Origin of the sequence: Streptomyces sulphureus DSM 40104 (assembly GCF_000381025.1) — a bacterium.
Taxonomy (GTDB): domain Bacteria; phylum Actinomycetota; class Actinomycetes; order Streptomycetales; family Streptomycetaceae; genus Streptomyces; species Streptomyces sulphureus.
In genome coordinates this window covers 269,621-293,193 of the sequence record NZ_KB905814.1, presented here as the reverse complement: position 1 = coordinate 293,193, position 23,573 = coordinate 269,621, and the positions used below count along the sequence as shown (strand labels likewise).

Here is a 23,573-nt window from a genome sequence, read left to right as displayed (position 1 = left end):
GAGGTGACACGCCCTCAGGAGCGCCTCGAAACGGGACCGGTGGGAGGCGTCGTCGACGCCGTCGTCGCGGCGAGAGCGTGTCCCGCGCGATCTCGCGTTTACGCGGCGCGGTCGTGTGGAAGCGGCTCTGCTCAACCACGCTCCCGCCCCCGCTCTCGCGGCACCGGCCGTCCGCCGCACCGTCCGATCCCGCCTCGCCGCAGGCGACTTCGACGGTGCGCCGCTCGCCGCGTGGCTCGTCCGACGGCCCTGGGGGTGATCCGCGCGGCAGGCTTTGCCTTCCGCCGTGGTCGCAACGTGTACGGGACGGCTCCGCCCGCGGGGCGAATGTCGCGGAGCTGTCGGCCTGCGGGCGAGACCAGGTCGGTCCTACCGGCCAGCGCGGGCCGTCGGTGTAGTGCTGGGTGGGCTGCTCCCCGGCCGCCGGTATCGCACCCTCTCCGTCGGCCCGCCCGGCGCCGTGTCTGCGAGGGCGGCCGGCGGCGCCCTGACCAGCGAGACTCCGGACCGCCCCGCCTCCGCAGCACGGTGGTCCGCTGTGCGCAGGCCCCTGCGGGCTACTCTCCGGCCGCCGGCACCGGCACCTCCTCCGTGGGGCCGCCCGACGCGGCTTCCGAGAGGACGGCCAGCACACCCTCCCCGTACGTCGCGAGCTTCTTCTCCCCGACGCCGGTGATCGATCCCAACTCCCGCAGGGTTCCCGGGCGTACGGCGGCGAACTCGCGGAGGGTCGCGTCGTGGAAGATGACGTATGCAGGGACGCCCTGCTCCCGCGCCTGTTCGGCGCGCCAGGCGCGGAGGGCCTCGAAGACGGGCATCGCCTCTTCGGGGAGGTCGGCGGCTGCCGCGGCCGTCCGCGGGCGCTTCTCGTTGCGGGAGGCGGCGCCCGCGGCGGGTCGCTGCTCCTTGCGCAGATGGACGCGGTGCTCGCCGCGGAGCACGGGGGCGCTCGCCTCGCCGAGGACGAGCGTGCCGTAAGCCCCCTCGACCTGGAGCATCCCCTGCGCGAGCAACTGCCTGATGACGCCGCGCCATTCGGCCTCGGCGAGATCCTCGCCCACGCCGAAGACAGAGAGCTCGTCGTGGCGGAACTGGCTCACCTTCGGTGTGCGGCGCCCCCGGAGGATGTCCACGATCTGCACGGCGCCGAACTTCTGCCCGCGCTCCCGTTTGAGCCGCACCACCGTCGACAGCACCTTCTGCGCGGCCACGGTGCCGTCCCAGGTCTCGGGGCGCTCCAGGCAGGTGTCGCAGTTCCCGCAGGACGAGGACTCGGGCTGCTGCCCGAAGTACGCGAGGAGTTGACCGCGGCGGCACTCGACGGTCTCGCAGAGCGCGAGCATGGAATCGAGGTGGGCAGCGGCGCGGCGGCGGAAGGCGTCGTCCCCCTCGCCGCTCTCGATCAGCTTGCGCTGCTGGACGACGTCCTGGAGGCCGTACGCCATCCACGCCGTGGAGGGAAGGCCGTCCCGCCCCGCACGGCCGGTCTCCTGGTAGTAGCCCTCGACGGACTTGGGGAGGTCGAGGTGCGCGACGAAGCGGACGTCGGGCTTGTCGATCCCCATGCCGAAGGCGATCGTGGCGACGACGACGAGGCCGTCCTCCCGCAGGAACCGCGACTGGTGCGCCGCACGGACGTGGGCGTCCAACCCGGCGTGGTACGGAACCGCGGGGACGCCGCTGCGGTCGAGGAACTCGGCGATCTTCTCGACGGAGCTGCGCGAGAGGCAGTAGACGATGCCGGCCTCGCCCGGATGCTCCTCTTTCACAAGGCGGAGTAGCTGCTTCTTCGGCTCCGACTTCGGCGCGATGCGGTAACGGATGTTGGGGCGGTCGAAGTTGGCGACGAAGTGCTCGGCCCGCTCCATGCCGAGGCGCTCGGTGATCTCGCTGTGGGTGGCGGCCGTGGCCGTCGCGGTGAGCGCGATCCTCGGGACGTCGGGCCAGCGCTCGCCGAGGAGGGAGAGGGCGAGGTAGTCGGGGCGGAAGTCGTGGCCCCACTGCGCGACGCAGTGCGCCTCGTCGATCGCGAAGAGCGAGACGGGGGCCTGGTCGAGGAGTTCCAGGGTCGCCTCGGTGCGGAGGCGCTCGGGGGCGAGGTAGAGGATGTCGAGCTCGCCCGCGCGGAAGGCGGCCTCGGTGGTGCGGCGCTCGTCGAGGTCCTGCGTCGAGTTGACGAAGCCCGCGCGGACGCCGAGGGCTCGCAGCGCGTCCACCTGATCCTGCATGAGCGCGATGAGCGGCGAGACCACGACGCCGGTGCCGGGCCGTACGAGGGCGGGGATCTGGTAGCAGAGCGACTTGCCGCCGCCGGTCGGCATGAGCACCACGGCGTCCCCGCCGGCGGTGACGTGCTCGACCACGTCTTGCTGGTGCCCCCTGAACTCCTCGTAACCGAAGACCTTGCGGAGCACGGTGCGCGGCGCGTCCGGCCCCTCGACCCCGGCGACCGAGCCCGCGCCCTGGCCGTGGCCGAAGGGATCGGCCTCGGCGAAAGGATCGTCCTCACCGAACGGGTCCGCCTCGGCGAAGGGATCGCCGTAGTCGTCCTCCGGCGGCTCCTCCTGCCAGTTGTGGGCGCCGCCCGGCCCACCGGCAACTTCCGTACCGAGGAGCCCGTCGCCCCCGGTGTCCACTCTCGCTCGCATGAAGGCAACCCTAGGACGCCCCACCGACGCCACGCCCGGGCCGGAGCCATGGGAAACCCAGGGGAGTGAGCCAACTCCACACAGTAGCCTTCCGGTTGCGCTTCCGCGGCCTGCAACGGGCCGCCTCCGGGCGCCGAGATACACCCTCCGTCTCGGCCCCGCGAATTCCGCCGGAAGCGGAGTCTCCACTTCCCGCGCCGCCGGGTTGACGACGGGAAGCGGAATTTTCTCTTCCAGCATCGCCGGGCAGACGACCCGGACCACCGGCACCCATGCGACGGCGTCCGGTATCCGCCCTTGATGGTTCCGCCGCGAGCGTCCAACGGGTCCCCTACGCAAGGCCGTTGCAGGGCAGCTATCCGGAGGCCGCCAGTCGCAGGAGGAGATCGACACGACCAGACCGCAGCCGGCCCGGACGTACGACTACTGCCTGAGTGGCAAGGACTGGTTCGACGCACCATCTCTCGGCTGAGAAAGCCAAGTCCGCTTTTCCGCGCATCAGCACTCCCGCCTGCGACATGTGCGCGCTGTACGTTCCTCCGCGCGCGGGGAGCACTCATCCGCCGTCAGCTTCAGCGTCGGCTCGTCGGGGCCATCCCCCAGCGCCGGGAGCACGCATCCCTGCCTTTCTTGATGAACCGGGCCGGGGCACCATCCCCGCGCGCGGGGAGCACATCGTCCCGGCGGATGTCGGCGGGGCCACGGTGGGACCACCCCCGCACGCGCGGGGAGCACTATGGGTCGGGGCGCTGGTACTCCTCGAAGATCGGACCACCCCCGCACGCGCGGGGAGCACGCATGAGGTCACAAGTTCTCCTTCTTCGAGATCGAAACCACCCCCGCACGCGCGGGGAGCACGACATCGACCCCGCCAAGCGCGGCCTGCGATCGGGACCACCCCCGCACGCGCGGGGAGCACCAAGCGCCGCCCGCTACCGAGGTGGTGTCCCGGGGGCCACCCCCGCACGCGCGGGGAGCACCGGCGTCGAGCATCGACAACATCATCGCGGTCGGGACCACCCCCGCACGCGCGGGGAGCACAGGCGATTTAGAGAATGCAGGCTCACAGCGCTGGGACCACCCCCGCACGCGCGGGGAGCACCCTCCGTGAGCTGCGGTGTTGTCAGCCGAAGAGACTGGTTCCGACCACTTCTACGGAATCGAACCATTGGTACAAAGCAGTCATTGCACTCCCACGGTGTCAAGTAGCCACTGGTGCAGGATGGTTCACCAAAACGATACGAGTGCCAGCACCGTGAAGCCACGAACCCACGCCACCCATCCGAGGCCGCGGCAGGCACGTGCAATGCCGGCCCACCTCCGAGCCTCCACCACGCCGGCAACGCCCCAGCCCACTTACGCATCGACACAGCCGCACACATCCCCCACCGTGGGGCGCACCCCACACCACCGCTCGTCAGCCCCCGAGCCGTGTGGCAACCCGGCCCCAAGACCGCCAACCCGCCCCCGACGCAAGGAAGTACAGGAATGACAAAAACCGCCATAGCCCAACTGGGCTCCATAGCCTTCGCCCCCGACGCAACCGCCCGCAAAGCCGCCGCCGCGCTTGCCGAGGCCGCGGCGGCCGGTGCGCGGCTCGTCGTCTTCCCGGAGGCGTTCCTCGGCACCTACCCGAAGGGCCTCTCCTTCGGCAGCCCGGTCGGCAGGCGTACGGAGGAGGGCAGGGACGAGTTCCTGCGGTCGTACCGCGCGGCGGTGGAGTTGGACGGGCCGGAGCTCGCAGTGGTGGCTGCTGCCGCGAGGGAGCACGGGGTGTTCGTCGTGATCGGTGTCGTGGAGCGGATGGGGCGGACGTTGTACTGCACCGTCGTCATGATCGACGAGCGCGGGGAGCGCGTCGGGTATCACCGCAAGTTGATGCCGACGGGGGCGGAGCGGCTCATCTGGGGCTTCGGCGACGGCTCGACGCTCCCCGTCGTCGACTCCCCTGCGGGCGCGCTCGGTGCCGTCATCTGCTGGGAGAACTACATGCCGCTGCTGCGTGCCGCCATGTACGCGAAGGGTGTCGAGATCTACTGCGCGCCCACGGCCGACGACCGGGAGACCTGGCTGCCCACCGTCCGCCACATCGCCCTGGAAGGGCGCTGCTTCGTCCTCACCGCCTGCCAGGTGATGCGCCGCCGCGACTATCCGGACGACTACGCACCGCTCTTCGGCACGGACCCCGACGACCTGCTGATGCGCGGTGGCAGCGCCGTCGTCTCGCCGCGCGGGGATCTCCTCGCCGGCCCCGTTCACGACGAGGAGTGCCTCCTCTACGCGGAGGTCGACACCGACGAGATCATCCGCCAGAGCCTCGACTTCGACGCGTCGGGCCACTACGCACGCCCCGACGTCCTCTCGCTCAACCTGGACACCGCGCCCAAACAACCAATGGTGGAGGGGAGTTCGGAGCCTCGCGACGGTTGACTGCGGGCAACGGTCCCGCCCGTCAGACACGAGGGGTGTTGGCCTTCTTCGCGTAGGCGCAGACGCGGAGCTGCGGATCGAAGCGAAGGTTGGCCGGGCATTTCTTCAGGTGCGGCCTGTGCCCGGAGCAGTGGTGGAAGTATCGGGCGTCCTCCGCGTGGGGGAAGAGGCCGTTCTCCTGGCAGACGGGCGCCGGCCCCCCGAAGGCGGTAGCGGCGGCCAAGGCGGGGAGCGGGAGCAGGGCGCCGGCAACGGCGAGGGCGGCGACGGTGGCGAGGCGGCGCGGACGCATGGTGTCCTCCGGGACCGGTGACAGGGCTCCGCAAGTGCTGCCCGCCGAGTCGTCAACCTACTGCCGCCGCCGCCCGCTCCTTCGTGTGAGCACCGTCGATGCACCGCCCCAGCAACAAGCCGCACACATCGTTCCGTTGCCCCGCTACCCCACCCGGTACCGGAGCAGCACGACCCCGCACGCGAAGGCCGATGTCTCCGTGAGGCGCAGCCGGCGTGGTGCGGCCCCGTCGGGGAAGAGCCGCCGCCCCGTGCCGAGCACCACGGGGTGGACGAAGAGGCGGTACTCGTCGACGACCCCGGCCGCGGCGAGTGCGTGGACGAGGGAGATGCTGCCGGTGGCGACGATGTCCCGCCCGGGTTCCGCTTTCAGTCCGCGGATCTCGGCCTCCAGCGTTCCCCTGAGCACCGTGGTGTGCTCCCACTCGGGGTGGGTGAGCGTGCCGGAGAAGACGTACTTCTGCACCCGGCCGAGGTACTCCGCGACGTACGAGCCGTCCTCGGCCCGGTGGGGCCAGTAGCTCCGCATCTCCTCAAAGGTGACTCGCCCGGTGAGGAAGGCGTCGGCCATCTCGGCCTGCCGCTGCAACGCCGCCGCCATGTCCGAGCGGTCGCCGTCGGTGTTCGCCGGTGCGAACCAGTCGCCTGCCGCTTCGATCACCCCGTCGAGCGTGATGTTCTCGGTGACGATCAGATCCCTCATGGCAGTCCTTACGGCAGACGGTCCCTGCCGCGCCAAACTAGCCGCACGACGGGACGGTCGGGCACAGCCGCGGCTGCGGCGCGTCCTGCGGGCGTTGCCGACCTCGGGCCGCGGAAGGGTGTCGCCATGGCCTCCACTGCGCACCGCGCGCGGTCGTGTCCGAAAGGAGAGGCGGCCCTCTCGGGGAATCGGAGGCTCTGCCCGTCTGCGACTCCGCCTCGTTCCGAGCCCCCGCATCGTGTCCCGCAGTGTGCACATGCTGTGCGCGGAGCACGCTCGGAGAGTGGTCGTCCTCCGGTCGACTCGCCTGGCTCACATGCAAGTTGGGGAACCTGCCCGTACGCCCTGCCGGTGCGGACAGGTCACAGGTGGACCGATGCCCGGGAAGATTCGCGAGGGGGTCCATGCCCGAGGGACCGGGCCTCGCGTACCTGCGGGTCCGCGACTCCGTCCAGCACTTCGACCGCACCAGAGGACTCTGCGACAGGCAGCGCACACTGCCGGGCGCGATCCGAACTCCCCGCAGCCCGCGCCGCACTTGGAGAGCGGGGGGAACCGTATTCACGTGCCCAGCGCGTAGGAGCGGTCGATCAGGTCTGTCATCGCTCGCTGGAAATCGCGGCGCTGCTGTTCGCTCCAGTCTTCTGTCAGTCGGCCGAAAACCTCTTCCTGCCAGCGGTGAGCCTGCTCCAGCAAGGCGCGGCCGGATGCGGTGACCGACGCTTGGCGTCGGCGGCCGTCTGTCTCCGACGCTTGCATGGTCAGGTACTCAGCCTCCGTAGCGCTCTTGACCAGTCGCGACGCTCCGCTCTGGTCGATGCCGATCTCGTGGGCGAGGGCATTGACCGTTGCCGCGATGCCTCGCTGAGTCAGGGAGTGGGCAGCCTCGGTGACGAGCACGAGTCGGCCTTGCTCGGCGAGCTTGCCCTCACTCGTCGGCGGTCTGCGCGACCAGTGCCGGACAAAGGCGAACAGGATCTGCCCCGGCCCCGGGGCCGTCATTCGGTGGCCGCCATCTCGCGGCAGACACGGGCCAATTCGAGCGCCGACTCCAGATCGGGCAGCCGGAGAGCGGCGGTCACTCTCTCTCCGGTGACCCGGAAAACCGTCGCCACCCGAGCCGGACCCTCGCTCTCGGGCCAGGTGGCGTCTTGCTCCACGACCATGAGGCGCTCACTGACCGGATGCCAGGACCGCGGGATGAGCTTGATCCCCGAGCGTTCCACCCACTCTGCGAACTGCTCGGGGTCGATCGGGCCGGCGCCCTTGGGGCCAAGAACGACGAGCGGACGACCGACCGCCCTCGCCGACCGCTCCGGAGCGCCCTCATTCACGCTCGCGTGCCACTCGTCGATGGCTGCTTCCAGTGGAGACTCCATGCGGCAATCCTATGCGATTCGCATACATGTCCAGAGTGCGAGGTGGTCCACAACCTCGCGCCCCAGGGCATCCGGGGCGCTCCGTCCGTGCAGACGGCGTTTCGTGCCCAACTTCCGTGCGTCAAAGAACAGTTGGTTCAGACTTCCGCACCATGAGCGTTGCTCGCGTCCACCGCCGACGGCGCACATTTCCCCGGCCTCTTCGCGCCGGAGCGGTAGCCCCGGTGCTGTTCACGCCCGGAAGCCCGTGTTTCGTCCGCGTCGGACGGGAGACCCGGCACACCGACCGGTCGGCGGCCGCCCGAGCGGCGTCGGTCCCGCGAGCAGACCTCGGAGGTATGCGATGCCCCGGACGGTACGGGAGATCATGACGGAAGCACCGGTGCAGGTCAGCACCACCGCGTACGTGAGCGACGTCGCCGCACGGATGCGGGACGAGGACATCGGTGCGGTACTGGTGACCGAGGCGGGCGAACCGCGGGGACTGGTGACCGACCGCGACCTGACCGTGCGCATCCTCGCTCGCGGCGGCGACGTCACGGGCATACGGGTACGCGAGGCGTGCAGCCGCGAGCTCGTCTCGGTCGCTCCGGAGGAGCCGGTCGGCGGAGCGGTGGAGCTGATGCGGGGGAAGGCTTTGCGTCGGCTGCCGGTTCTCGACGACGGGCAGGTGATCGGCGTCGTCTCGTTGGGCGACCTCTCCGTCGAGCGGGAACCGTACTCGGCCCTGGGCGACATCAGCGCCAGCACGCCCAACACCTGACCAGGCCACGGAAGTCGCACACGGGCCTGCGGCGCACGTCCCGTCCGAGCGCCGCAGGCCCCCGGAAGTACCGGAGGCACCCATGCAGCACGACGCGTTCATCGGCCAGGTGCAGGCCCGCGCCGGCCTCAGCAGCCGCGGGGAGGCCGAGGCGGTCACGCGGGCCACCCTGGAGACGCTCGCCGAGCGCATCCAGGCCACGCAGGCGGAGAACCTCGCCGACCAACTCCCGCACGAGATAGGCGAGCACCTCCGCCGCGTCGCCTACGCGCAGGACGAACCGGTCACCGGCGCGCGTATGGACCGCCGCGAGTTCTTCGACCGCGTGGCGCAGCGCAGCGGCCTCGATCCGTCCAAGGCGATCCACGCCGCGCGCTGCGTCGTCGAGGTCGTCGACGAGGCCACCTCGGGCGACGTCCTCGGCAAGATCCGCCAGTCCCTCGACGAGGAGCTCGCCACCGTCCTCTATGCGGGCAGCTCCGGCACGGCCCCCCGCTGACGCACCAGCGGGCGCACGGCAAGCACGTACCCGGGCGACGAGCCCCGCACGCGCCCCCGCGCACCAAGCAGGCGCGTCGGGAGGGCTCCGCGCTCACCCCTTCCGCAGCCTCGCCCCGAGCCGCGGCGAGTGATAGGCCGTGGACCCCCCGGCGATCCAGGCCGACAGGTCGGGCCGGTGAAGCCGAGCGCCGCCGAGGAGGTAGACGCCGACGATGAGCGCACCCCCGAGCACCGTGAGCACGAGGGACGCCCCGACGGCGAGGCGGAACCCGCTGGCGAGGCCCTCGGCGTCGGCGATGCGGAGGAGGACGGGCCCGACGAGGAACGCGGCCTCGGAGCGCAGGAGTTCGACGAGGGCGAAGGTCGGGCCGATCTGCGTCGAGGGCACCGAGAGGCCCGCCATGAACAGCCCGGGCGCCACCCCGGCACCCGCCCCGTAGCCGAGGAGGAGCGCGGCGAACGGAACGACCACCGCCGCATCGGACGGCGTGGCGGTGAGCAGCACCGCACCCGCCGCCGCCACACCGGCCAGCCCCGACAGCGCGAGCAAGGGAACCCCTGCCGTGGGAAGCACCCGTCGGAAGAGCAGGGCGGCGACGACCACCCCCGGAAGCTGCGGCGCCAGCAACAGCCCCACCTGCAAAGGCGAGGCGCCTGCGACGTCCACGAGGTAGCCCTCCGTGAGCTCGACGAGCGCCGTGAAGACCGCCCCCACGGTCATGGCCCCGAGTATCCCGGCGACGGGCAGCGTGTTGCTGATCGGCCGGACCGGCATCAGTGGACGCGGAGCGTGGTACTGCCCCGCCACGAGTCCGACGCCCAGCAGCAGCCCGAAGGCGACGGGCACGAGGAAGAGCGGATCGGTGAACGAGCTCTTCGTCAGCCAGGAGACGCCGAAGAACGGCAGCAGGGTGGCGCCGAGCGCCAGCGGGATGGCGAGCCAGTCGAACGCCGCGCTCTGTGCGGGGGGTTGGTTCGGCTCGAAGGCGAGGACACCGATCGTGACACCGACGACGGCGAGCACGGCGAGCACGGCGAAGAGGAGACGCCACCCGCCGAAGGCGCCCACGAGCCCCCCGACGAGGGGACCGCACGTCGCCATCCCGAAGAGTCCGAGGCTGATCACCGCCGCGGTCGTCGGCAGCCGCCGCGTCCCGTGCCCGGTGACCAGCGGCGGCAGCGCGGCGACCAGCAGCATCCCCGTGACGAGCCCCTGGAGGACCATGCCGGTGACGAAGACGGCGGCCCCCTGGGCGCACAGCACCAGCACGCAACCCGCGACGAACCCCCACTCGCAGACGAGGTAGACGTGCCGACGCGGCACCCGCTGGACGATGTCGGCTGCGGCGACGGCGCCGAACGCGTAGGCGGCGTTGGAGAGTCCGTTGGCCAGTTGGAGGCCGAACCGCGTGGCGTGCAGCTCGCGGAGGAGCAGCGGCTCCATCAGTGTGGTGGCCGTCGTGAGCACGAGGTACGGGCAGAGCGCCAGCAGCGCGAGCGCGACGGCGGCCGGGTACCGCCCGGCCAGGGGCGTGCGGCCGAGGAGAGTGCGGGGGCGTGGACGGGTACGGGGCCGCAAGGGGCGCCTCCCTGGCCGGGCGGGCGGTGGTGCCCGGGCGGGCAGGCGGCACCCGTGCGCGGACGGCCGGTCGTACGCCGGCGCCCCCGGCCGCTCCGGGCGGCCGGGACAGCGTAAGGCCGGGCGCCGCTGCGGCGGCGCCACTGACACGCCCTGCCTGCACGCGCAGCCAACTCCGCGCAGGTGAACCGCGGTCCGGCTCTACGGCTTGCGGCCGACGCCCGCCCAGACGCCGACCTCGTCCGGGCTGATCATCCCCGGCAGGCGTTGCAGCCCCTCGGCGAGGTCGAGGTCCGGGCGCCACTCCGAGGTCGGCACGAGCCCCGGAGCGGCGAGCTCCAGCCCCTCGAAGAAGGCGCCCATCTCCTCGCGGGTGACCCTCCCCAGCATCAGCCCCTTCTCCTCGTACGCGCGGGCCGCCGCGGCGACCGTGTGCGTGCTGTCGGGCAGGTCGAAGTCGGTGGTGGCGTGCGAGAGGACGAGGAGGCTTCCGGTGGCGAGGCGCTCGGTGAGGCGTGCGACCAGCCTGTGCGGGTCGTCGCCGCGCGGGATGAAGTGCAGCAGCGCGACGAGGGAGAGTGCCACCGGCTCGTCGAAGTCGAGGGTCTCGGCGGCCCGTTCGAGGATCGTCTCCGGTTCGCGCACGTCGGCGTCGATGTAGGCGATCGCGGCCGGGGGACCGGCCGTCAGGAGGGCGCGGTCGTAGGCGAGGACGATCGGGTCGTTGTCGGTGTAGACGACCCTGGCGTCCGGCTGGAACCGGTGGGCGACCTGGTAGAGGTTGGGCTCGGTGGGGATGCCGGTACCGATGTCGAAAAACTGCCGGATACCCAGCTCCTCGGCGGCGTACCGCGTCGCCCGGTGCATGAACCCGCGGTTCTCGCGCGCCGCGACGAGGGCGCCCGGGTAGACCCGCAGTACCCCGGCTGCGGCCTCCCTGTCGGCTCGGTAGTTCGTCTTCCCGCCGAGGTAGTAGTCGTACATCCGCGCCGAGTGCGCGCGGTCCTGGCCCAACTCCGTGTGTGCGTCCACCGTCCTCCTCTTCCGCCAACTTGCCTCAGAAGATCACTGGTTGGCTCCGCGCACAATCCTGCGGGGCGGCCCGTCCCCGAACTGCCGCCGGTGCAGCGGGTCTCCGTCCGGCGCGACTCCACCCGAAGGACGAGGCACACGATCCCGCACCCGCACCGCCCACCTTCCGCTCGCGCACGAGACCCGACGGACCCGCAGACACTGCGCACCCCGCCGCCGGGATCGAGTAGGTGCCCCGATGTGCCGAAACACAGCGGTGAACGGACAGGTCGACTCCACGGAAGGACACCGCCATGTTGCGTATCGCCCGGACGACAGCGCTCGAAATCCTCGACTCCCGGTCACGACCGACCTTGCTGGTGTGCCTCACGACCACGGACGGCATCCGGGTACGGGCCGGCGTGCCCGCGGGGGCGTCGACGGGCAGCCGCGAGGCCGTCGAGGTGCGGGACGGCGACCCGGAACGGTTCGGCGGGCAGGGCGTGCGGATCGCGGCGGGCCACGTCGAGGGGGAGATCAGCGAGGCCCTCGCAGGACGGATGTTCTCCTCCTTCCGCGAGGTCGACCAGGCGCTCCGTGAACTCGACGGCACGGCGGACAAGTCCCGGCTCGGCGCCAACGCGGTCGTGGGCGTCTCGCTCGCGGCGGCGAAGGCTGACGCACGGTCGCGCGGGATGCCGCTCTGGGAGCGTCTCGCCGAGGTCGGCGAGGCCGAACCCCGGATGCCGGTACCGCATTTCAACGTCGTCAACGGCGGTGCGCACGCCCAGGGCGCCCTGGACTTCCAGGAGTTCATGGTCGCGCCGCGCGGCGCCGGCTCACTGCCCGAGGCGGTGCGAGCCGGCTCGGAGATCTACGACCACCTCAAGTCCCTGCTCTCGTTCGAGGGCCACACCACAGGACTCGGCGACGAGGGCGGGTTCGCACCGGCCCTGGGACAGCCGGAGGACGCGCTGGACCTGCTCGTCGCCGCGATCACGGCGGCCGGGTACACCCCCTCCCGGCAGGAGGTCGCGCTGGCACTCGACCCGGCGGCGAGCGAACTCCGGCACGACGGCGGATACCGCGTCGGCGGCGTGCAGTTGGACGCGGACGCGCTGATCGAACGGTACGTCGACCTCGTCCGCAGATACCCCGTGTGGTCGCTGGAGGACGGGCTCGGCGAGGACGACACGGACGGGTGGAAGCGGCTCACCGAGCGCCTCGGCGGCACCGTTCAGCTCGTCGGCGACGACAACTTCGTCACCAGCCCGACGCTGATCGCGGAGGCGATCGACCAGGGCGTCGCCAACGCCGCGCTGATCAAGGTCAACCAGATCGGCACGGTGAGCGAGGTCCTCGACGCCGTACGGCTCTGCCGCGACGCCGGCTACGGCTGCATGGTCTCCCACCGCTCGGGCGAGACCACCGACGACTTCCTCGCCGACCTCGCCGTCGGCACCGGTTGCGGCCAACTCAAGTCCGGCGCCCCGGCCCGCGGCGAGCGCCTCGCGAAGTACAACCGCCTCCTGGAGATCTCCGGCACGGCCCCCGACCTCCCGTACGGACCCGAATGAACCGTCGGTCACTCCCCGGCCGCGTACCGGATGACCTCGCACTCGTCGAGGACGACGAGCCCCTCGCCGAGCAACTCGTCGAGCTGCGGCAGGAATCCGCGGACCCGCTCGCGGCTGTCGACGACGACGATCGCCACCGGCAGGTCCTCGCTCAGCGAGAGGATGCTCCGAATGTGCAGAGCCGACGGTCAGGTCGACGCCGTCGACGGCGCGCTGCTCGCCGTGGACCTTGGTCAGTCCCCGTACCGCGATGGCGGGGCCGTGGTCCTGCCGCGTGTGCTCCGCCACGGAAGCCTCGGGCATGGGGTTCGTGCGGTGTGTGGTCACGGCCGGGACGCCTGCCTTGGGTGTGTGGGGGACCTCGGCGACGGTTTCCGCGCGGGATTCGGTGCGCCTTTCCCGGTGCTCTTCTGCGTTTTCGGGGAAACTTTTTCCTGCCGACTTCGTGTCAATTTCCATGGGTCCGCTCTCGCCGTGCACACGGGGCGACGAAACAATAGAGGTACCGGAGGTCGGCGCGTACCACCGTGCCCGGCATTCCGAGGGTGAGCCGCCGGAATGGGGAGCCGGGCGTGCGCTGCGCGAGCCGGGTAGCTTCCCGTGTGTGCTCCGTTACCTGCAGTTGCGCTGGAGGTGCCCGTTGCCGGGTGTGGTGGGGAAGGTGCGCAGGCAGTAGCGCGGAGAGGCATATGAGAATGCATTGTTGAACGAAATTCCGTGGCGCGTGTCATTCCATCGGGTGAAGGTTGTTCCGGGGGCTACCGGGTTTCGTATTTCTTCTGCACGCTGTTTTCACAAAGTGCCGCAGGCGGCGCTCAGAAATCAGAGGAGAAAAATGAAGGCGAGGTTGCTCCCGCGGGCCGGCGACCAGGTGGTGCGGTACCGCTCCGGCCGTCCCTGGGCGATCCGGACCGGGACAGACACGGTGTTCGCGACCCGCGCCGCCCGCCGACTTTCCGGAGCCGAGCATCTCGTCGTCGCCCAGGAGGAGTTGCCCGAGCTGTTCGCCGAACCGGAGCGGGCCTGCGGGACGGAGCAGCCCGCGGTCTTCGCGCGCACCGACGCCCGGAGGCGGCACATCGCCCGGATGCTGGCGGCGCGTGGCTGCCACTGGCACCTGTCGGGATTCGGCGGGGACGAGCTCTTCCTGCCCTCCCACGGCTACCCGCACCGATTGGTGTCGCACCACCCCGTCCTCGCGCTGCGGTACGTGCGAGCGTTCCGCTCGCTGGCCAGGTGGCCGCTGGGCGCCACCGTCGCAGGACTGATGCGTCCCGGCAGCGTATGGAGCTGGTGGCGGTCGCAGGCCCGCCGCCTCACGGAGCCGCCCGACACCGACGACCGCCGCCCCGTACTGGGTGGGGGCTCGACACGGTCCGCGCGTCCGAGTCCGCCTCGGCCGCCGCCGTCGAGACGGCGCGCACGGCCCTGCTCCGCACTGCGGACGAGGCGCTTCCCCTCGCCGACGACCCCGGCCAGCACCAGTCCCTCCTCCTTCTGCGCTCGACGGCGTCGGACCACCGCCAGTTGGCCTCCCCCTTCGTCGAGGAGGGCGTCCACCTGGACTCTCCCTACCTCGACGACCGCGTGGTCGAGGCCGTCCTGTCGGTCCGCGTCCACGAGCGGGGCACCCCGTGGCGGTACAAGGCGCTGCTCTCCGAGGCGATGCGCGGCACCCTCCCGGAGTCCGTGCGCAACCGCGCGACCAAGGGAGAGTTCAACGCCGAGGCCCGAAGCGGACTGCTGACGCACCGAGGCGCCATTCTCACGATGTGCACCGACTCGGCGCTCGCCGAGCGCGGTCTGCTCGATCTCGACGCACTCCGTCGGCAACTGCACGCACCGCACGCCGACATCAGCGCCGAGTCGCACGTGGAGAACCTCGTCGGTTGCGAGGCGTGGCTGCGTGCCGTCCGCCCACCCACTCACCCGAAGAGGACCGATGACGCTGCGACTTCACCCTGACGTCTCCACCACGGCTCTCGGCGCCGACGACGGCGAGTCCCGCACCGACGAAGGCGTCGTACTGCTCAACGAGCGCACCGGCGGCTACTGGCAGTTCAACGCCACCGGCGCGTTCGTGCTGCGTCTGCTGCTGGAGGGCGAAGAGCCTCCCGACATCGCGGGCCGACTCGCGGACCACCACCGGGTGGAGCGCGAACAAGCCGACCGGGACGTCGCGGCCGTGGTCGAAGAACTGCTGGACGCCCGGTTGTTGGTGCTGGACCGATGAGCGAACCGGTCGCCCTCGCGCCCCGCGACCGACTGCCGCCGCACCGCCGGGTGCTGCCGCTGACGGCCGTGGCCGCTGCCAGGTTGCTCGCCTTCGTCCGTCCATCGGTCATCCGCTGGTGCCTCGAGCACGCCCGTCGCGGAGCCGCGCCGGCGACCACCGGGCAAGCCCCCGCCGCCCGGCAGCACATCGTCTCGGTGAGCCTCCGGTGCGCGGGACAGGGCTGCTTGGAGCGCTCCCTCGCCGCCGCCCTGCTCTGCCGCTTCCGCGGAACCTGGCCCACCTGGTGCACGCGCGTCCGCCCCCACCCCTTCGCCGCGCACGCCTGGATCGAGGCGGAGGGCCACCCCGCCGGCGAGCCCCACCCGCCCGGGCACCGCCCTCTGCTGAGCATCGCCCCATGCCCAACGGGCCCTCCGGCACCGGGAGATGAGACGGCGCACGGGTCGAGGAGAGCGCTGCCGCTGCGGGGCGGAGCGCGCCGCTGGTCGTTGCCGTGTCGCCGTGCCCGGGCTCGTGTCAGTCGCGCGTCCCGTGCGCCGCGACATTGCCGGTGGCAGTGATCGACAGGCAGCCCCCGGCGCTGCTTGGTGCCGATCTGTAAGTCGCATGTGGCAACTGACCAGCGAAGAAGCAGCAAAGATCACTACGCCGTCATCAGGTGACCACCGTCATAGGGCTGCTTCCGGCGGCGCCCCGCCGCATCTGGTCACCCAACGACGAACGCCCCGCACTCGGCAACTGGGCTGCTGGCGGGGCGTTTCGGTACTCCGAACTCGAAGTACCCCCGGCAGGATTCGAACCTGCGCACACGGCTCCGGAGGCCGACGTGCTTGTGTGCGTCTGTGCAGGTCGACGTGCTGATCGACTTGGACTGGGGGTGCGTCACGCCGCGTATACGCCGTGGGCGCTCTGTAGGCGGCGGCTGCGAAGCGATACCGTCGACATGATCTATGCGGCGGGGAGGCGCGAGCATGACGGCGGAGTTCACTGCTGAGTCGGCGGGCGCGGTGCTGGGGGAGGCGTGCCGCTCGGCGGGGCTCGATCCTGCGGGCGCGGAACTGCTGCGCCTGGGCTCCAACGCCGTATACCGGCTGTCGACAGCCCCTGTCATCGTCCGTATCGCACGGGACACCGATGCCCTGGACGAGATGCAGCGGGCTGTCGGGGTCGCACGCTGGCTGGAGACGGAGGACTTCCCCGCCACGCGCGTGTTTGGCGACGTGGAACAGCCGGCCGTCATCGGTGGCCGGGTCGTCACGTACTGGGTGAACCTTCAGGACGAAGTCGAGTACGCCCGCCTGGACGAGCTGGCTGACCTCCTGAAGCGGCTGCACTGGCTGGAAGAGCCGAAGTCGCTCGGGCTGCCGCACTTCGATCCGTTCGCCAAAGTGTGGGACTCGCTGCGCACACTGGATGGCGCCTCGGAGGCGGACCGGTCGTTCCTGGAGGAGCGGGCGGGAGAGCTGAACAAGGCGTATGACCGTCTGGACTTCGTGTTGCCCTTCGGCATGATCCACGGAGACGCCAACGTCGGGAACTGCCTCCGCGACCGGACCGGGCGCGCTGTCCTCATCGACCTCGACGGCTTCGCGCTGGCTCCTCGCGAGTGGGATCTGGTCCTCACCTCGCTCTACTACGAGCGCTTCGGCTGGCACACGCGGACCGAGTACGAGTCCTTCGTGCATCACTACGGATTCGACCTCATGAACTGGCCGGGCTACCCGGTGCTTGCTGACGTGCGTGAGCTGATGATGACGTTGTGGCTCGGGCACCAGGTGACGACGAACAGCAGGGCCGCGGAAGAGTTCCCCCGTCGGGTCGACAGCATCCGGACCGGAGGCAGCCGGAAGGATTGGCAGCCGTACTGATCAGCGGCTTCCGTCGTGCTGTCCCTCCGTAGCGGTCCACAGCCGGTGCCCATTCGCCTGCTCGCGGAAGGAACGAACAGCGGCTGTCTCTCCCACTGCCGACAGGCCGTCCCGGAACTCCTTGAGGTAGCTGACACAGCGCGCTGACTTGAGCTGTTCTCCAAGATCAAAAGCGTCGAGGGCTACGCGGCATGCCTCTTCGGGATCTCCGGCCCGAAGGTGGGCGTCGGCAAGGACCATGGTGGCGAAGAAGTCGCTTCTCACATGGCTGCCGCTCATGGCGTTCTCAGCGTGGGCCACGGCTCGGCGGGCGCTGTTCACGTCGCGGAAGCAGTGGGCGGCCTCGGCTGCCAGCTCGGCCTCGTCAAAGTAGGTGATCCACTCCGGCTCGTCGCTGCTGTTGCGGCTCTCCAGCGCCTTGGTGGCCTCGCTGAGAGCTTGTTCGCACGCGCGGATGTCACCCGTACGGGCAAGGGCACGGGCCTCCATCGCGTGGAACTGCGCCATCAGGGTCGGCGTCGCCACGCCAGAGATGCCCATGCGTGCGGCTCGGGCGAGTGTCGCGGCCTCGGTGTAGTTGCCCAGGAACGTGGCCTGGTGGCTCATCGCGGACAGTATGCTCCCCGCCAGCCGGCGGTCGTCGCCGTCCTGGGCGAGACGGAGCGCCTGGAGGAAGTACCGCTGAGCAAGGCCGTGGTGACACGCGTCGTACGACATCCAACCGGCCAGCAGAGTGGACTCCGCGACTGTGGAGAACAGCGCCCGGCCGACAGCTTCCGTGTACTGGCCCGTGAGTAGGGGCGCCACATCCTGGCTGAGGTACTGGACGACGGACTGTCGCGCATGCTCGCCGCCGAACCGGTCGTCCATCTCGGCGAACATGTCACTGGTCGTCTTGATCATCGCTACGTCGGCCAGTCCCACCCGTGCACCATCCGTGCGGGCGCTCGATGGGAACGAGGGATCTGGTGCGACCAGCCATCGCAAAGACGCTTCGCTCCACGCATGCTGCGACGCCTCGGAGAGCAACAGCGGCTCGTAGCCGTGCAAGTCAGCGCGCCACAACTGGCTGACGGTCTGAAACGCCTCCTCCGGGGTCGGCGGGTAGCGCGTCTCCAGCAAGCGGGAGTCCTGGCCAACGGCGGCACTCAGCCCCAACTCGGCCGGAGCGATGTCGAACGCCTCGCAGATGAGTGCCCCGTAGAACTCGTCGGGCGTGCTGTGCCCGTTCTCCCAGGTTGCGATGCGGCGCTTCACGCTGTCATCGGACGGGAGTGCCTTCCCGTGTCGCTTCGCGCACCGTCGTAACTCGCTGACGAGCCGGAGCTGTCCCCAGCCGCGGGCCTTGCGAGCCGCGCGGAGGAGTTCCCCAAAGGACCGGTTCGCTTCCGTTCTGATCGCCTCCCCGCGCGTCCGGCCAGATGCGCTGTCCTGCTGACCCCTCCGAATTTACGGAATGTAAGGCCCTCCTGTCTGCCCGTAATTCCGAGGTCGGTGCGTTCATCGGCAGGTGATCCGGGGTGACGCGGGGCCGGAGGGCACGTCAACCCCCGTCACCTCTCGTCATCTGCCCAGCTCAGGGCGGTGCGGCCGAAGGTGGTTCCAACGCGGCCAAACGGCTGGGGCTTGGACCAACTGAGGTGACTCGACGTGCAGATGATGACAAGAAGGGGAGTTCAGTGGATCTCCTGCGCATCCGATGACCCGGACGAGTGCCGGGAGTACTGGGCGGTTGACCCTCGACGCCCCTACGCGCTTCCTGCTGGGCGCTTCTTCGACGTCGTGGCGGTCGGGCAGCGGGTCGGGCTGTAGACGTTCGACCAACTCCAGCGCCACGGCATGCCGCTGGGACCTGTGATGGCGGACCGCGCGTCCGAACAGATCGGCTTCTTCGTCCCCACCTGGGCACGCGATCCCTTCGACCGCATGGTCCGGCAGGAGTCGGCAGACGAAGCGCCTGAGTACCGCTACCTGGGTGAGGGTTCCACGGTCGTTGTACCCGGGCCGATGCCGCTGACGGGGGATCGCTACATCTGGCTCCGGGCTCCGATGCGTCGACCGGAGGCGTCCCCTTCGCGCATCGCTGCGCTGGCCGCGATGTTCGTCGCCGCGTCGTCTGTCGTGGCTCGGGCGGACCGGTACGGCCGTGAGCAGTCGGCCGCGTCCGTGGAAGGGGAAGCCACCCATGCCAGCTGACCACGAACACAGCAGCGACAGCGCGAGCTGGTCCCCGCTCGACAGCGAAGAGTGGTACGCGGCGCGGGACGCGGTCGCCGGGCTTCGGGACGTATTGATCGCTGCCGGGATGGAACGCGACTTCCCGTACCTGCGTGCCGACCTGAACGCCTTCGGACACGGCCTGATCGAACTCGGCCGCATCTCGCCGGAGACGGCCGAGCGGCTGACAGGGCTGCTGCGGCGGGCACTAGAGAGCACGTACGACGTGCCGGGCACAGGAACGCACGGCCGCCAGCAGCGGAACGACTGAGCAGAGCGGATGAGGTGGACGACGTGACGGACCCCAAGGGCGTGTGCGCGCGACCTGCGGATTGCCTCACTCCAGGTGTGGCCTATGTCCGCGGCTGGGCGGAAGGCAACTGCGCTGCTGACGGCCTTGCCGAGGTGCTACGCGCGGTCGGCCTGGATGTGGACCTGCCGGGGCTCAAGGCGGACGTGAACGTCTTCGGGGACGGCGTCGTCACCCTTGGCACGGTACGTCCGGACGCTGCGCGGCTCCTGGCCGACTTGCTGACGACTGCGCTGACGGCAGAGATGGCATGGCAAGAAGACGGCCGGCCGGGACTCGGAGGCGCTGCTGACAGTTCAGCGGCATAGAACGGATCGGCGAACAAGCTTGCCAAGCAGTACAGGTGGCTCGTCGTCGGCTGGGACCGGCGCCCCAGCGCCGCAGCCCGAGCCGAACGACGAGCCACCTATGTGTCGGCTGAGCTGTGAGCTTGGGAAGCTAAGGGCATTTGGGGCTCGCTCCGGGGCTGACCTGCGACGGAGCGGTGCCGGCGCCTGGTGGGTGGTCGGCTGATACCCCTGTGTTCCTCGTGGTTCCCCGCAGGTTCTGGCACGGGCCTGGCACGGACCTCTTCGCCCGAAGTCTCGGCCTGCAGTCCAACAGGTGCAGTGGTGGTGGTTGCTGTACCTCGCTGCTGTACCGCAACTCCCGGCTGCCAGGCCGCTGTCAGCGGCCCCTGCTGGCTTGCCCCCGGAGTGTGAGAACGGTGAGGGAACCTCCGATCCGTCTTGTGGTTGCCTTACCTGCGGCGATGAACGAGATGGGCTGACGGGCGGCGGCGTGAAGCCCGCTTGCCGACGCCGTCTATCACGCACTGCGGGCAGCCAACATCTTTCGCATCAGGTGCAATTGCCCGCGACCGATGTCAACATGCTCACATGGGTGAATCGCACCGCTCGCCAGACGAGCCAGGAGCCCAGTCTGCCAAGGAGGGACTCACGGATGACGGAGCGATCGGCGCCGCAGCAATCCTGTTGTCGCAACGGGGCCACACCACGGCTGCTGCGCTCATGCTCGACGTGACGGCCTTCATCTTCGAGCGACGTACGCATTACGAAGAGAGCATGGACTTTACCTCCACACTCGAATACGAGGATGTAATCCTGGAGGTCGAACCTCACCTCACTCTCGGCTTCGACCGGTCAGTAGTCCACCAGATCGCTTCCGCCTTTGATGCCGTGGGGAATAAATGGGAGCGGTACTTCGACGAAGTGATGGTTCGTGAGGTCATACCTGAAGTTGGCTCGGATTGGCGGAACAGGCTTGCTCGTGAACTGAAAGGCGGAAGCGTAAGTAATCAGGGGCGGAATATTCGCTACGAGCCGACACATCCTCAAGCTGACGGCTTACATCTAACGAATGAGTGGGAACACAAGGTTTACCAAGTACTTCGAGAGCGCCAGTCAAGCCTCCCGGACAACGAGACCATCGGAATCATCCCACTTGCAGGAACGCGTGTTCTGGGGCACACATTCGAGCCAGATCTGATGGTTACCTACCGGGGTCGCGTCGGAGTCATCGAGATCGACGGACCGCACCATAAGGGCCGTAGGTCCGACGATGCTGGTCGCGAGCGGTTGCTGAGAAATGCAGGCATCAGACATATTGATCGAATCGATGTTGCCGATTCGACCCAGAAAGCGGAAGTGGAAAAATTCGTGACCGACTTCTTGAAGCATCTGAGTGTCTGATTGGGTTGAATGGGTCGTGGCATAGTTAATTGAAGGGGCAGAATGCGCAATCCGGATTCGATTCGATACGAATGCGACGGCTGTGGAAGGGTAACCAAGGTTAACGTCCGGACTGGACGCCTCTACTCGCATCAGCCGCCGGGGAAGGTCCTCGCTTGCCCAGCGTCCGGGAGCGTCGTATTGCCCCCTCAAGGCGGCGAACCGCTGAGCCTACCGCCGCTAGGCTCTCGCCAAGCGCCAGCATATCCTGAAGAACTTCGACGAGCCGTCGACGAGCCGTCGACCAGCGTACGTCCAGTTAGCGGGGGGTTACCTGGCCTCGGCAGGAAGCGCTGACGTCTCAACAGTCACCTATTCTCCGTGAAGTGAGGGTGACGGTTGCGGGCACTGAGTAGCCTTAGCCTGTGGAGAATTCTCAGTCATCCGCCAGAGCTGTCCGTGGTGCGGTCGTTCCGGATACCGATCCGCTCCGCCCGAGGAGCCATGCCTGGGAGACGTACTCAGACATGGTGCTTGCCGACTGGTACAGGCTCCTTAGCCAGGATCCTGAGGAGGATGAAGTTCAACGTTTCCTTGAGCTGCATCCATCAATGGTTCCGGGAGGTAGCGGTGATATTGGTCCGGGTGGACATCATGGGTCCGATATGGGGGCGGTGTTCCGGCGGCCCAAGCTAATCGGTAGCGGCCGTACATTTGAACCTGACTTCATGTGGGTCACAAGGTCTTCCGGTCTTATCACGCCGATCCTCATTGAGATCGAGAAGCCATCGAAGCGATGGTTTAAGAAGGATGAGCGTCCCACTAGCAATTTCACGGATGCTCGCGATCAGCTGAATGATTGGCGTTCTTGGTTCGCTCGTGGAGGAAACCAATCTCTCTTTCGAGATACGTTTCTGTGCTTTGGTGACAAGTACCATGATCGACCGCTGGAGCCGCAGTACGTGTTGATCTATGGTCGTGAGTTGGAATTCAAGCGAGGAGGTGGCCACACGAACCCGACGAGCTTCGATACAAGCGAGATCAACAGCGGCGGATGGACGAGGTGTTCATGACGTTCGACGCACTGCGGCCCCGTTACGATCACCGCATTTCGATGACGCTGACGATGACGGCATACGGACCGAATGTTTATGCTTTTTCGCCGGTGTACGGGACGAGTACCTTCATCGGAAAGGGGGCACTACTCCTGGGGAATCCGCGAGTTGCCCTTTCTCGTTCGGTCATGATGACCGACGAGCGGCGCGCTTACCTGGCCAAACGGTGGGCCTACTGGCAGGAAGACGAGCGTCGGAAGAACGTCGACGCCAACGGGATGGTATTTCGCGAGACGGGGAGCGAGTAGCCGCATGACATAAGGAATGAGACATACTGAGAAACACAACGAAGGAGTACTGTATGAAGCGACGCCCTCTCTCGGTTATTCCGGATTAGGTCTGTTCTGAGGCTCGTCGAGCTTTTACCTCTTACCGCTTCTTTTCCTCGCGGTAGACAGCACGACAAGCGAAACAAAGTGCAACATCCTCACCAGGCCCAATTCCGACAGTGGTCACCGGAAACACGAGCGTGTTTTCTACGCCGCAATGACAGTTATCTACGAACCAATCGGGGCCATAGTCAGGGTCTCCGAGGATTCCGTACCCCCAATCGAGAGTGGCGTTTTCTGGGTCATCAAACTCTTGCAAGCAGAAGAGGCATGTCGGAGTTTCGCCGGGAATAAAAGCGGGTTGGCGACAGTCGGGACACCAAACCGTGTACTCGGCGTGTTGCTGTAGTTGGCCGGATAGCCCCTTCATGCGTTCCTCAACGACAGCCTGAAGGTCAGCAAGCTGTAGCCAATAATCGTCGACCTTGCGAGCCATCCAAGAGTCATCATCGCCAAGCCTCGGCACGAGCTGCTTAGTGACGAAAGCCAAAAGGAAGGACAGTACCTTGGCCGCTTGAGACTCCAACGCGAACGCGGATGCCGTGTGTCCGTAGTGAGTCAGTGCATTCCGCGTTTTCGCCAGGCTAGCGATCGCCTCGCGGTCCTTCTGCTCGATAGGAACCTCTGCGATCTTCGCAAGGCGGTCCATCGCTGCCTCAACGGAACAACTGTCAAACGCGCCCGCACGGAACTGGCTTAAGTTTGCTTTCTTCGGGTCACGGTAGACGAGACTCCAATGTTCATGGATCAGGCGTGCCTTCAAAAGGATCTCGGTAGCGGCTTGTAGATGGAGAATTGCGTATTTGAGAGCGCGCGCTCCCGGCTGTGACGGCTTGTCCGTCAAGTGCTCGAAGACGCTGTCCAGGTAGTCAGCAGCGTTCCGCAGAGGATTAAAATCCACGATTCGCTCGTGTTCGACGGCGTCGGTTTCACTAGTCAAAGCTCA

General features: G+C 68.5%; 23 protein-coding genes, 1 tRNA gene, 3 pseudogenes and 1 CRISPR repeat array. Of the genes and pseudogenes, 16 read left to right on the top strand and 11 right to left on the bottom strand.

Annotated features, from left to right (window positions below; all coding sequences use genetic code 11):
- Positions 1-557 precede the first annotated feature (557 nt).
- Positions 558-2,636, bottom strand: coding sequence for a DNA helicase RecQ (gene recQ / locus F603_RS0105555; RefSeq protein WP_019545024.1), 2,079 nt, complete (start codon positions 2,634-2,636; stop codon positions 558-560).
- A 394-nt stretch (positions 2,637-3,030) separates the two neighbouring features.
- On the opposite strand from recQ, the pseudogene F603_RS36475 reads away from it, so the two are divergent.
- A pseudogene (locus F603_RS36475) lies at positions 3,031-3,120 on the top strand (SAM-dependent methyltransferase); the annotation flags it as partial.
- A gap of 238 nt (positions 3,121-3,358) precedes the next feature.
- Positions 3,359-3,750: direct repeats of the CRISPR family, unit length 25 nt; unit sequence CCACCCCCGCACGCGCGGGGAGCAC.
- A gap of 386 nt (positions 3,751-4,136) precedes the next feature.
- Positions 4,137-5,078 (top strand): carbon-nitrogen hydrolase family protein, encoded by a 942-nt coding sequence (locus F603_RS0105550; protein ID WP_019545023.1) that lies wholly within the window; start codon positions 4,137-4,139, stop codon positions 5,076-5,078.
- Positions 5,079-5,100: 22 nt separating this feature from the next.
- Here F603_RS0105550 and F603_RS0105545 read toward each other — a convergent pair whose 3' ends face one another.
- The 4 genes from F603_RS0105545 to F603_RS0105530 all read right to left on the bottom strand — a co-directional run bounded on the left by F603_RS0105545 (position 5,101) and on the right by F603_RS0105530 (position 7,451).
- The gene (locus F603_RS0105545; RefSeq protein WP_019545022.1) at positions 5,101-5,370 is read right to left on the bottom strand and encodes a carbohydrate-binding module family 14 protein; all 270 of its coding nucleotides are present in this window, start codon (positions 5,368-5,370) and stop codon (positions 5,101-5,103) included.
- Positions 5,371-5,514: 144 nt separating this feature from the next.
- The gene (locus F603_RS0105540; RefSeq protein WP_019545021.1) at positions 5,515-6,072 is read right to left on the bottom strand and encodes a dihydrofolate reductase family protein; all 558 of its coding nucleotides are present in this window, start codon (positions 6,070-6,072) and stop codon (positions 5,515-5,517) included.
- A gap of 561 nt (positions 6,073-6,633) precedes the next feature.
- Positions 6,634-7,074, bottom strand: coding sequence for a MarR family winged helix-turn-helix transcriptional regulator (locus F603_RS0105535; protein WP_019545020.1), 441 nt, complete (start codon positions 7,072-7,074; stop codon positions 6,634-6,636).
- Positions 7,071-7,451 (bottom strand): hypothetical protein, encoded by a 381-nt coding sequence (locus tag F603_RS0105530; RefSeq protein WP_019545019.1) that lies wholly within the window; start codon positions 7,449-7,451, stop codon positions 7,071-7,073. Before F603_RS0105530 ends, F603_RS0105535 begins: the two co-directional genes overlap by 4 nt.
- A gap of 343 nt (positions 7,452-7,794) precedes the next feature.
- Here F603_RS0105530 and F603_RS0105525 point away from each other — a divergent pair, with 343 nt between their 5' ends.
- Both F603_RS0105525 and F603_RS0105520 read left to right on the top strand, forming a co-directional pair.
- Positions 7,795-8,214 (top strand): CBS domain-containing protein, encoded by a 420-nt coding sequence (locus F603_RS0105525; RefSeq protein WP_019545018.1) that lies wholly within the window; start codon positions 7,795-7,797, stop codon positions 8,212-8,214.
- 82 nt (positions 8,215-8,296) lie between these two features.
- Positions 8,297-8,713 carry a DUF2267 domain-containing protein gene (locus tag F603_RS0105520; RefSeq protein WP_019545017.1) on the top strand — a complete coding sequence of 139 codons (417 nt, stop codon included), beginning with the start codon at positions 8,297-8,299 and terminating at the stop codon, positions 8,711-8,713.
- 93 nt (positions 8,714-8,806) lie between these two features.
- Here F603_RS0105520 and F603_RS0105515 read toward each other — a convergent pair whose 3' ends face one another.
- Together F603_RS0105515 and F603_RS0105510 are read right to left on the bottom strand one after the other, a co-directional pair.
- Positions 8,807-10,294: an MFS transporter gene (locus F603_RS0105515; RefSeq protein ID WP_019545016.1), complete on the bottom strand. Its 1,488-nt coding sequence runs from the start codon at positions 10,292-10,294 to the stop codon at positions 8,807-8,809.
- A gap of 201 nt (positions 10,295-10,495) precedes the next feature.
- Positions 10,496-11,326 carry an SAM-dependent methyltransferase gene (locus F603_RS0105510; protein WP_019545015.1) on the bottom strand — a complete coding sequence of 277 codons (831 nt, stop codon included), beginning with the start codon at positions 11,324-11,326 and terminating at the stop codon, positions 10,496-10,498.
- Positions 11,327-11,619: 293 nt separating this feature from the next.
- Between F603_RS0105510 and eno the strand changes: the two genes are divergently transcribed.
- A complete protein-coding gene (eno, locus tag F603_RS0105505; RefSeq protein ID WP_019545014.1) occupies positions 11,620-12,882 on the top strand; it encodes a phosphopyruvate hydratase in 1,263 nt (420 codons plus the stop codon).
- Between the two features lie 8 nt (positions 12,883-12,890).
- Here the strand turns inward: eno and F603_RS34620 are convergent.
- Positions 12,891-13,049, bottom strand: a pseudogene (locus tag F603_RS34620) (DUF190 domain-containing protein); the annotation flags it as partial.
- A 668-nt stretch (positions 13,050-13,717) separates the two neighbouring features.
- Here F603_RS34620 and F603_RS36470 point away from each other — a divergent pair.
- The 4 genes and pseudogenes from F603_RS36470 to F603_RS33855 form a co-directional block, all read left to right on the top strand.
- Positions 13,718-14,125, top strand: a pseudogene (locus F603_RS36470) (asparagine synthase-related protein); the annotation flags it as partial.
- Positions 14,126-14,175: 50 nt separating this feature from the next.
- A complete protein-coding gene (locus F603_RS35735; RefSeq protein WP_245600691.1) occupies positions 14,176-14,847 on the top strand; it encodes an asparagine synthase-related protein in 672 nt (223 codons plus the stop codon).
- Positions 14,825-15,115 (top strand): lasso peptide biosynthesis PqqD family chaperone, encoded by a 291-nt coding sequence (locus F603_RS0105485; protein ID WP_019545010.1) that lies wholly within the window; start codon positions 14,825-14,827, stop codon positions 15,113-15,115. The genes F603_RS35735 and F603_RS0105485 overlap by 23 nt, the downstream gene beginning before the upstream one ends.
- Positions 15,112-15,678 (top strand): lasso peptide biosynthesis B2 protein, encoded by a 567-nt coding sequence (locus F603_RS33855; RefSeq protein ID WP_078503559.1) that lies wholly within the window; start codon positions 15,112-15,114, stop codon positions 15,676-15,678. The genes F603_RS0105485 and F603_RS33855 overlap by 4 nt, the downstream gene beginning before the upstream one ends.
- Before the next feature lie 219 nt (positions 15,679-15,897).
- Here F603_RS33855 and F603_RS35005 read toward each other — a convergent pair.
- A tRNA-Arg gene (locus F603_RS35005) sits at positions 15,898-15,997 on the bottom strand.
- Positions 15,998-16,089: 92 nt separating this feature from the next.
- Here F603_RS35005 and F603_RS0105480 point away from each other — a divergent pair.
- Positions 16,090-16,986 (top strand): phosphotransferase family protein, encoded by an 897-nt coding sequence (locus F603_RS0105480; protein ID WP_019545009.1) that lies wholly within the window; start codon positions 16,090-16,092, stop codon positions 16,984-16,986.
- Here F603_RS0105480 and F603_RS0105475 read toward each other — a convergent pair whose 3' ends face one another.
- The gene (locus F603_RS0105475) at positions 16,987-18,384 is read right to left on the bottom strand and encodes a helix-turn-helix domain-containing protein (RefSeq protein ID WP_026328168.1); all 1,398 of its coding nucleotides are present in this window, start codon (positions 18,382-18,384) and stop codon (positions 16,987-16,989) included. It abuts the gene before it with no gap.
- A 441-nt stretch (positions 18,385-18,825) separates the two neighbouring features.
- Between F603_RS0105475 and F603_RS0105465 the strand changes: the two genes are divergently transcribed.
- The 6 genes from F603_RS0105465 to F603_RS0105450 all read left to right on the top strand — a co-directional run bounded on the left by F603_RS0105465 (position 18,826) and on the right by F603_RS0105450 (position 22,546).
- Positions 18,826-19,182 (top strand): hypothetical protein, encoded by a 357-nt coding sequence (locus tag F603_RS0105465; protein WP_026328167.1) that lies wholly within the window; start codon positions 18,826-18,828, stop codon positions 19,180-19,182.
- Positions 19,172-19,474: a hypothetical protein gene (locus tag F603_RS0105460; protein WP_019545005.1), complete on the top strand. Its 303-nt coding sequence runs from the start codon at positions 19,172-19,174 to the stop codon at positions 19,472-19,474. Before F603_RS0105465 ends, F603_RS0105460 begins: the two co-directional genes overlap by 11 nt.
- A gap of 23 nt (positions 19,475-19,497) precedes the next feature.
- A complete protein-coding gene (locus tag F603_RS0105455; RefSeq protein WP_245600690.1) occupies positions 19,498-19,821 on the top strand; it encodes a hypothetical protein in 324 nt (107 codons plus the stop codon).
- 570 nt (positions 19,822-20,391) lie between these two features.
- Positions 20,392-21,204, top strand: coding sequence for a hypothetical protein (locus F603_RS35000; RefSeq protein ID WP_158678610.1), 813 nt, complete (start codon positions 20,392-20,394; stop codon positions 21,202-21,204).
- A gap of 506 nt (positions 21,205-21,710) precedes the next feature.
- Entirely contained in the window at positions 21,711-22,256 is a 546-nt protein-coding gene (locus F603_RS33850) for a Shedu anti-phage system protein SduA domain-containing protein (RefSeq protein ID WP_078503558.1), read from the top strand.
- Complete coding sequence (locus tag F603_RS0105450) at positions 22,238-22,546, top strand: hypothetical protein (RefSeq protein ID WP_019545003.1); 309 nt, start codon at positions 22,238-22,240, stop codon at positions 22,544-22,546. Before F603_RS33850 ends, F603_RS0105450 begins: the two co-directional genes overlap by 19 nt.
- A 121-nt stretch (positions 22,547-22,667) precedes the next feature.
- On the opposite strand, the gene F603_RS34995 is transcribed toward F603_RS0105450, so the two are convergent.
- Positions 22,668-23,567, bottom strand: coding sequence for a hypothetical protein (locus F603_RS34995; protein ID WP_158678609.1), 900 nt, complete (start codon positions 23,565-23,567; stop codon positions 22,668-22,670).
- Between the last annotated feature and the right edge of the window lie 6 nt (positions 23,568-23,573).

Coding starts and splice junctions, on each gene's coding strand:
- eno (WP_019545014.1), top strand. CDS start 11,620: ATGTTGCGTATCGCCCGGACGACAGCGCTCGAAATCCTCGACTCCCGG.
- F603_RS0105465 (WP_026328167.1), top strand. CDS start 18,826: ATGCCGCTGGGACCTGTGATGGCGGACCGCGCGTCCGAACAGATCGGC.
- F603_RS0105450 (WP_019545003.1), top strand. CDS start 22,238: ATGGACGAGGTGTTCATGACGTTCGACGCACTGCGGCCCCGTTACGAT.
- F603_RS33850 (WP_078503558.1), top strand. CDS start 21,711: ATGGTGCTTGCCGACTGGTACAGGCTCCTTAGCCAGGATCCTGAGGAG.
- F603_RS0105525 (WP_019545018.1), top strand. CDS start 7,795: ATGCCCCGGACGGTACGGGAGATCATGACGGAAGCACCGGTGCAGGTC.
- F603_RS0105520 (WP_019545017.1), top strand. CDS start 8,297: ATGCAGCACGACGCGTTCATCGGCCAGGTGCAGGCCCGCGCCGGCCTC.
- F603_RS0105550 (WP_019545023.1), top strand. CDS start 4,137: ATGACAAAAACCGCCATAGCCCAACTGGGCTCCATAGCCTTCGCCCCC.
- F603_RS33855 (WP_078503559.1), top strand. CDS start 15,112: ATGAGCGAACCGGTCGCCCTCGCGCCCCGCGACCGACTGCCGCCGCAC.
- F603_RS0105545 (WP_019545022.1), bottom strand. CDS start 5,370: ATGCGTCCGCGCCGCCTCGCCACCGTCGCCGCCCTCGCCGTTGCCGGC.
- F603_RS0105540 (WP_019545021.1), bottom strand. CDS start 6,072: ATGAGGGATCTGATCGTCACCGAGAACATCACGCTCGACGGGGTGATC.
- F603_RS35000 (WP_158678610.1), top strand. CDS start 20,392: ATGGGTGAATCGCACCGCTCGCCAGACGAGCCAGGAGCCCAGTCTGCC.
- F603_RS0105485 (WP_019545010.1), top strand. CDS start 14,825: ATGACGCTGCGACTTCACCCTGACGTCTCCACCACGGCTCTCGGCGCC.
- F603_RS0105530 (WP_019545019.1), bottom strand. CDS start 7,451: ATGGAGTCTCCACTGGAAGCAGCCATCGACGAGTGGCACGCGAGCGTG.
- F603_RS0105480 (WP_019545009.1), top strand. CDS start 16,090: ATGACGGCGGAGTTCACTGCTGAGTCGGCGGGCGCGGTGCTGGGGGAG.
- F603_RS0105460 (WP_019545005.1), top strand. CDS start 19,172: ATGCCAGCTGACCACGAACACAGCAGCGACAGCGCGAGCTGGTCCCCG.
- F603_RS0105535 (WP_019545020.1), bottom strand. CDS start 7,074: ATGACGGCCCCGGGGCCGGGGCAGATCCTGTTCGCCTTTGTCCGGCAC.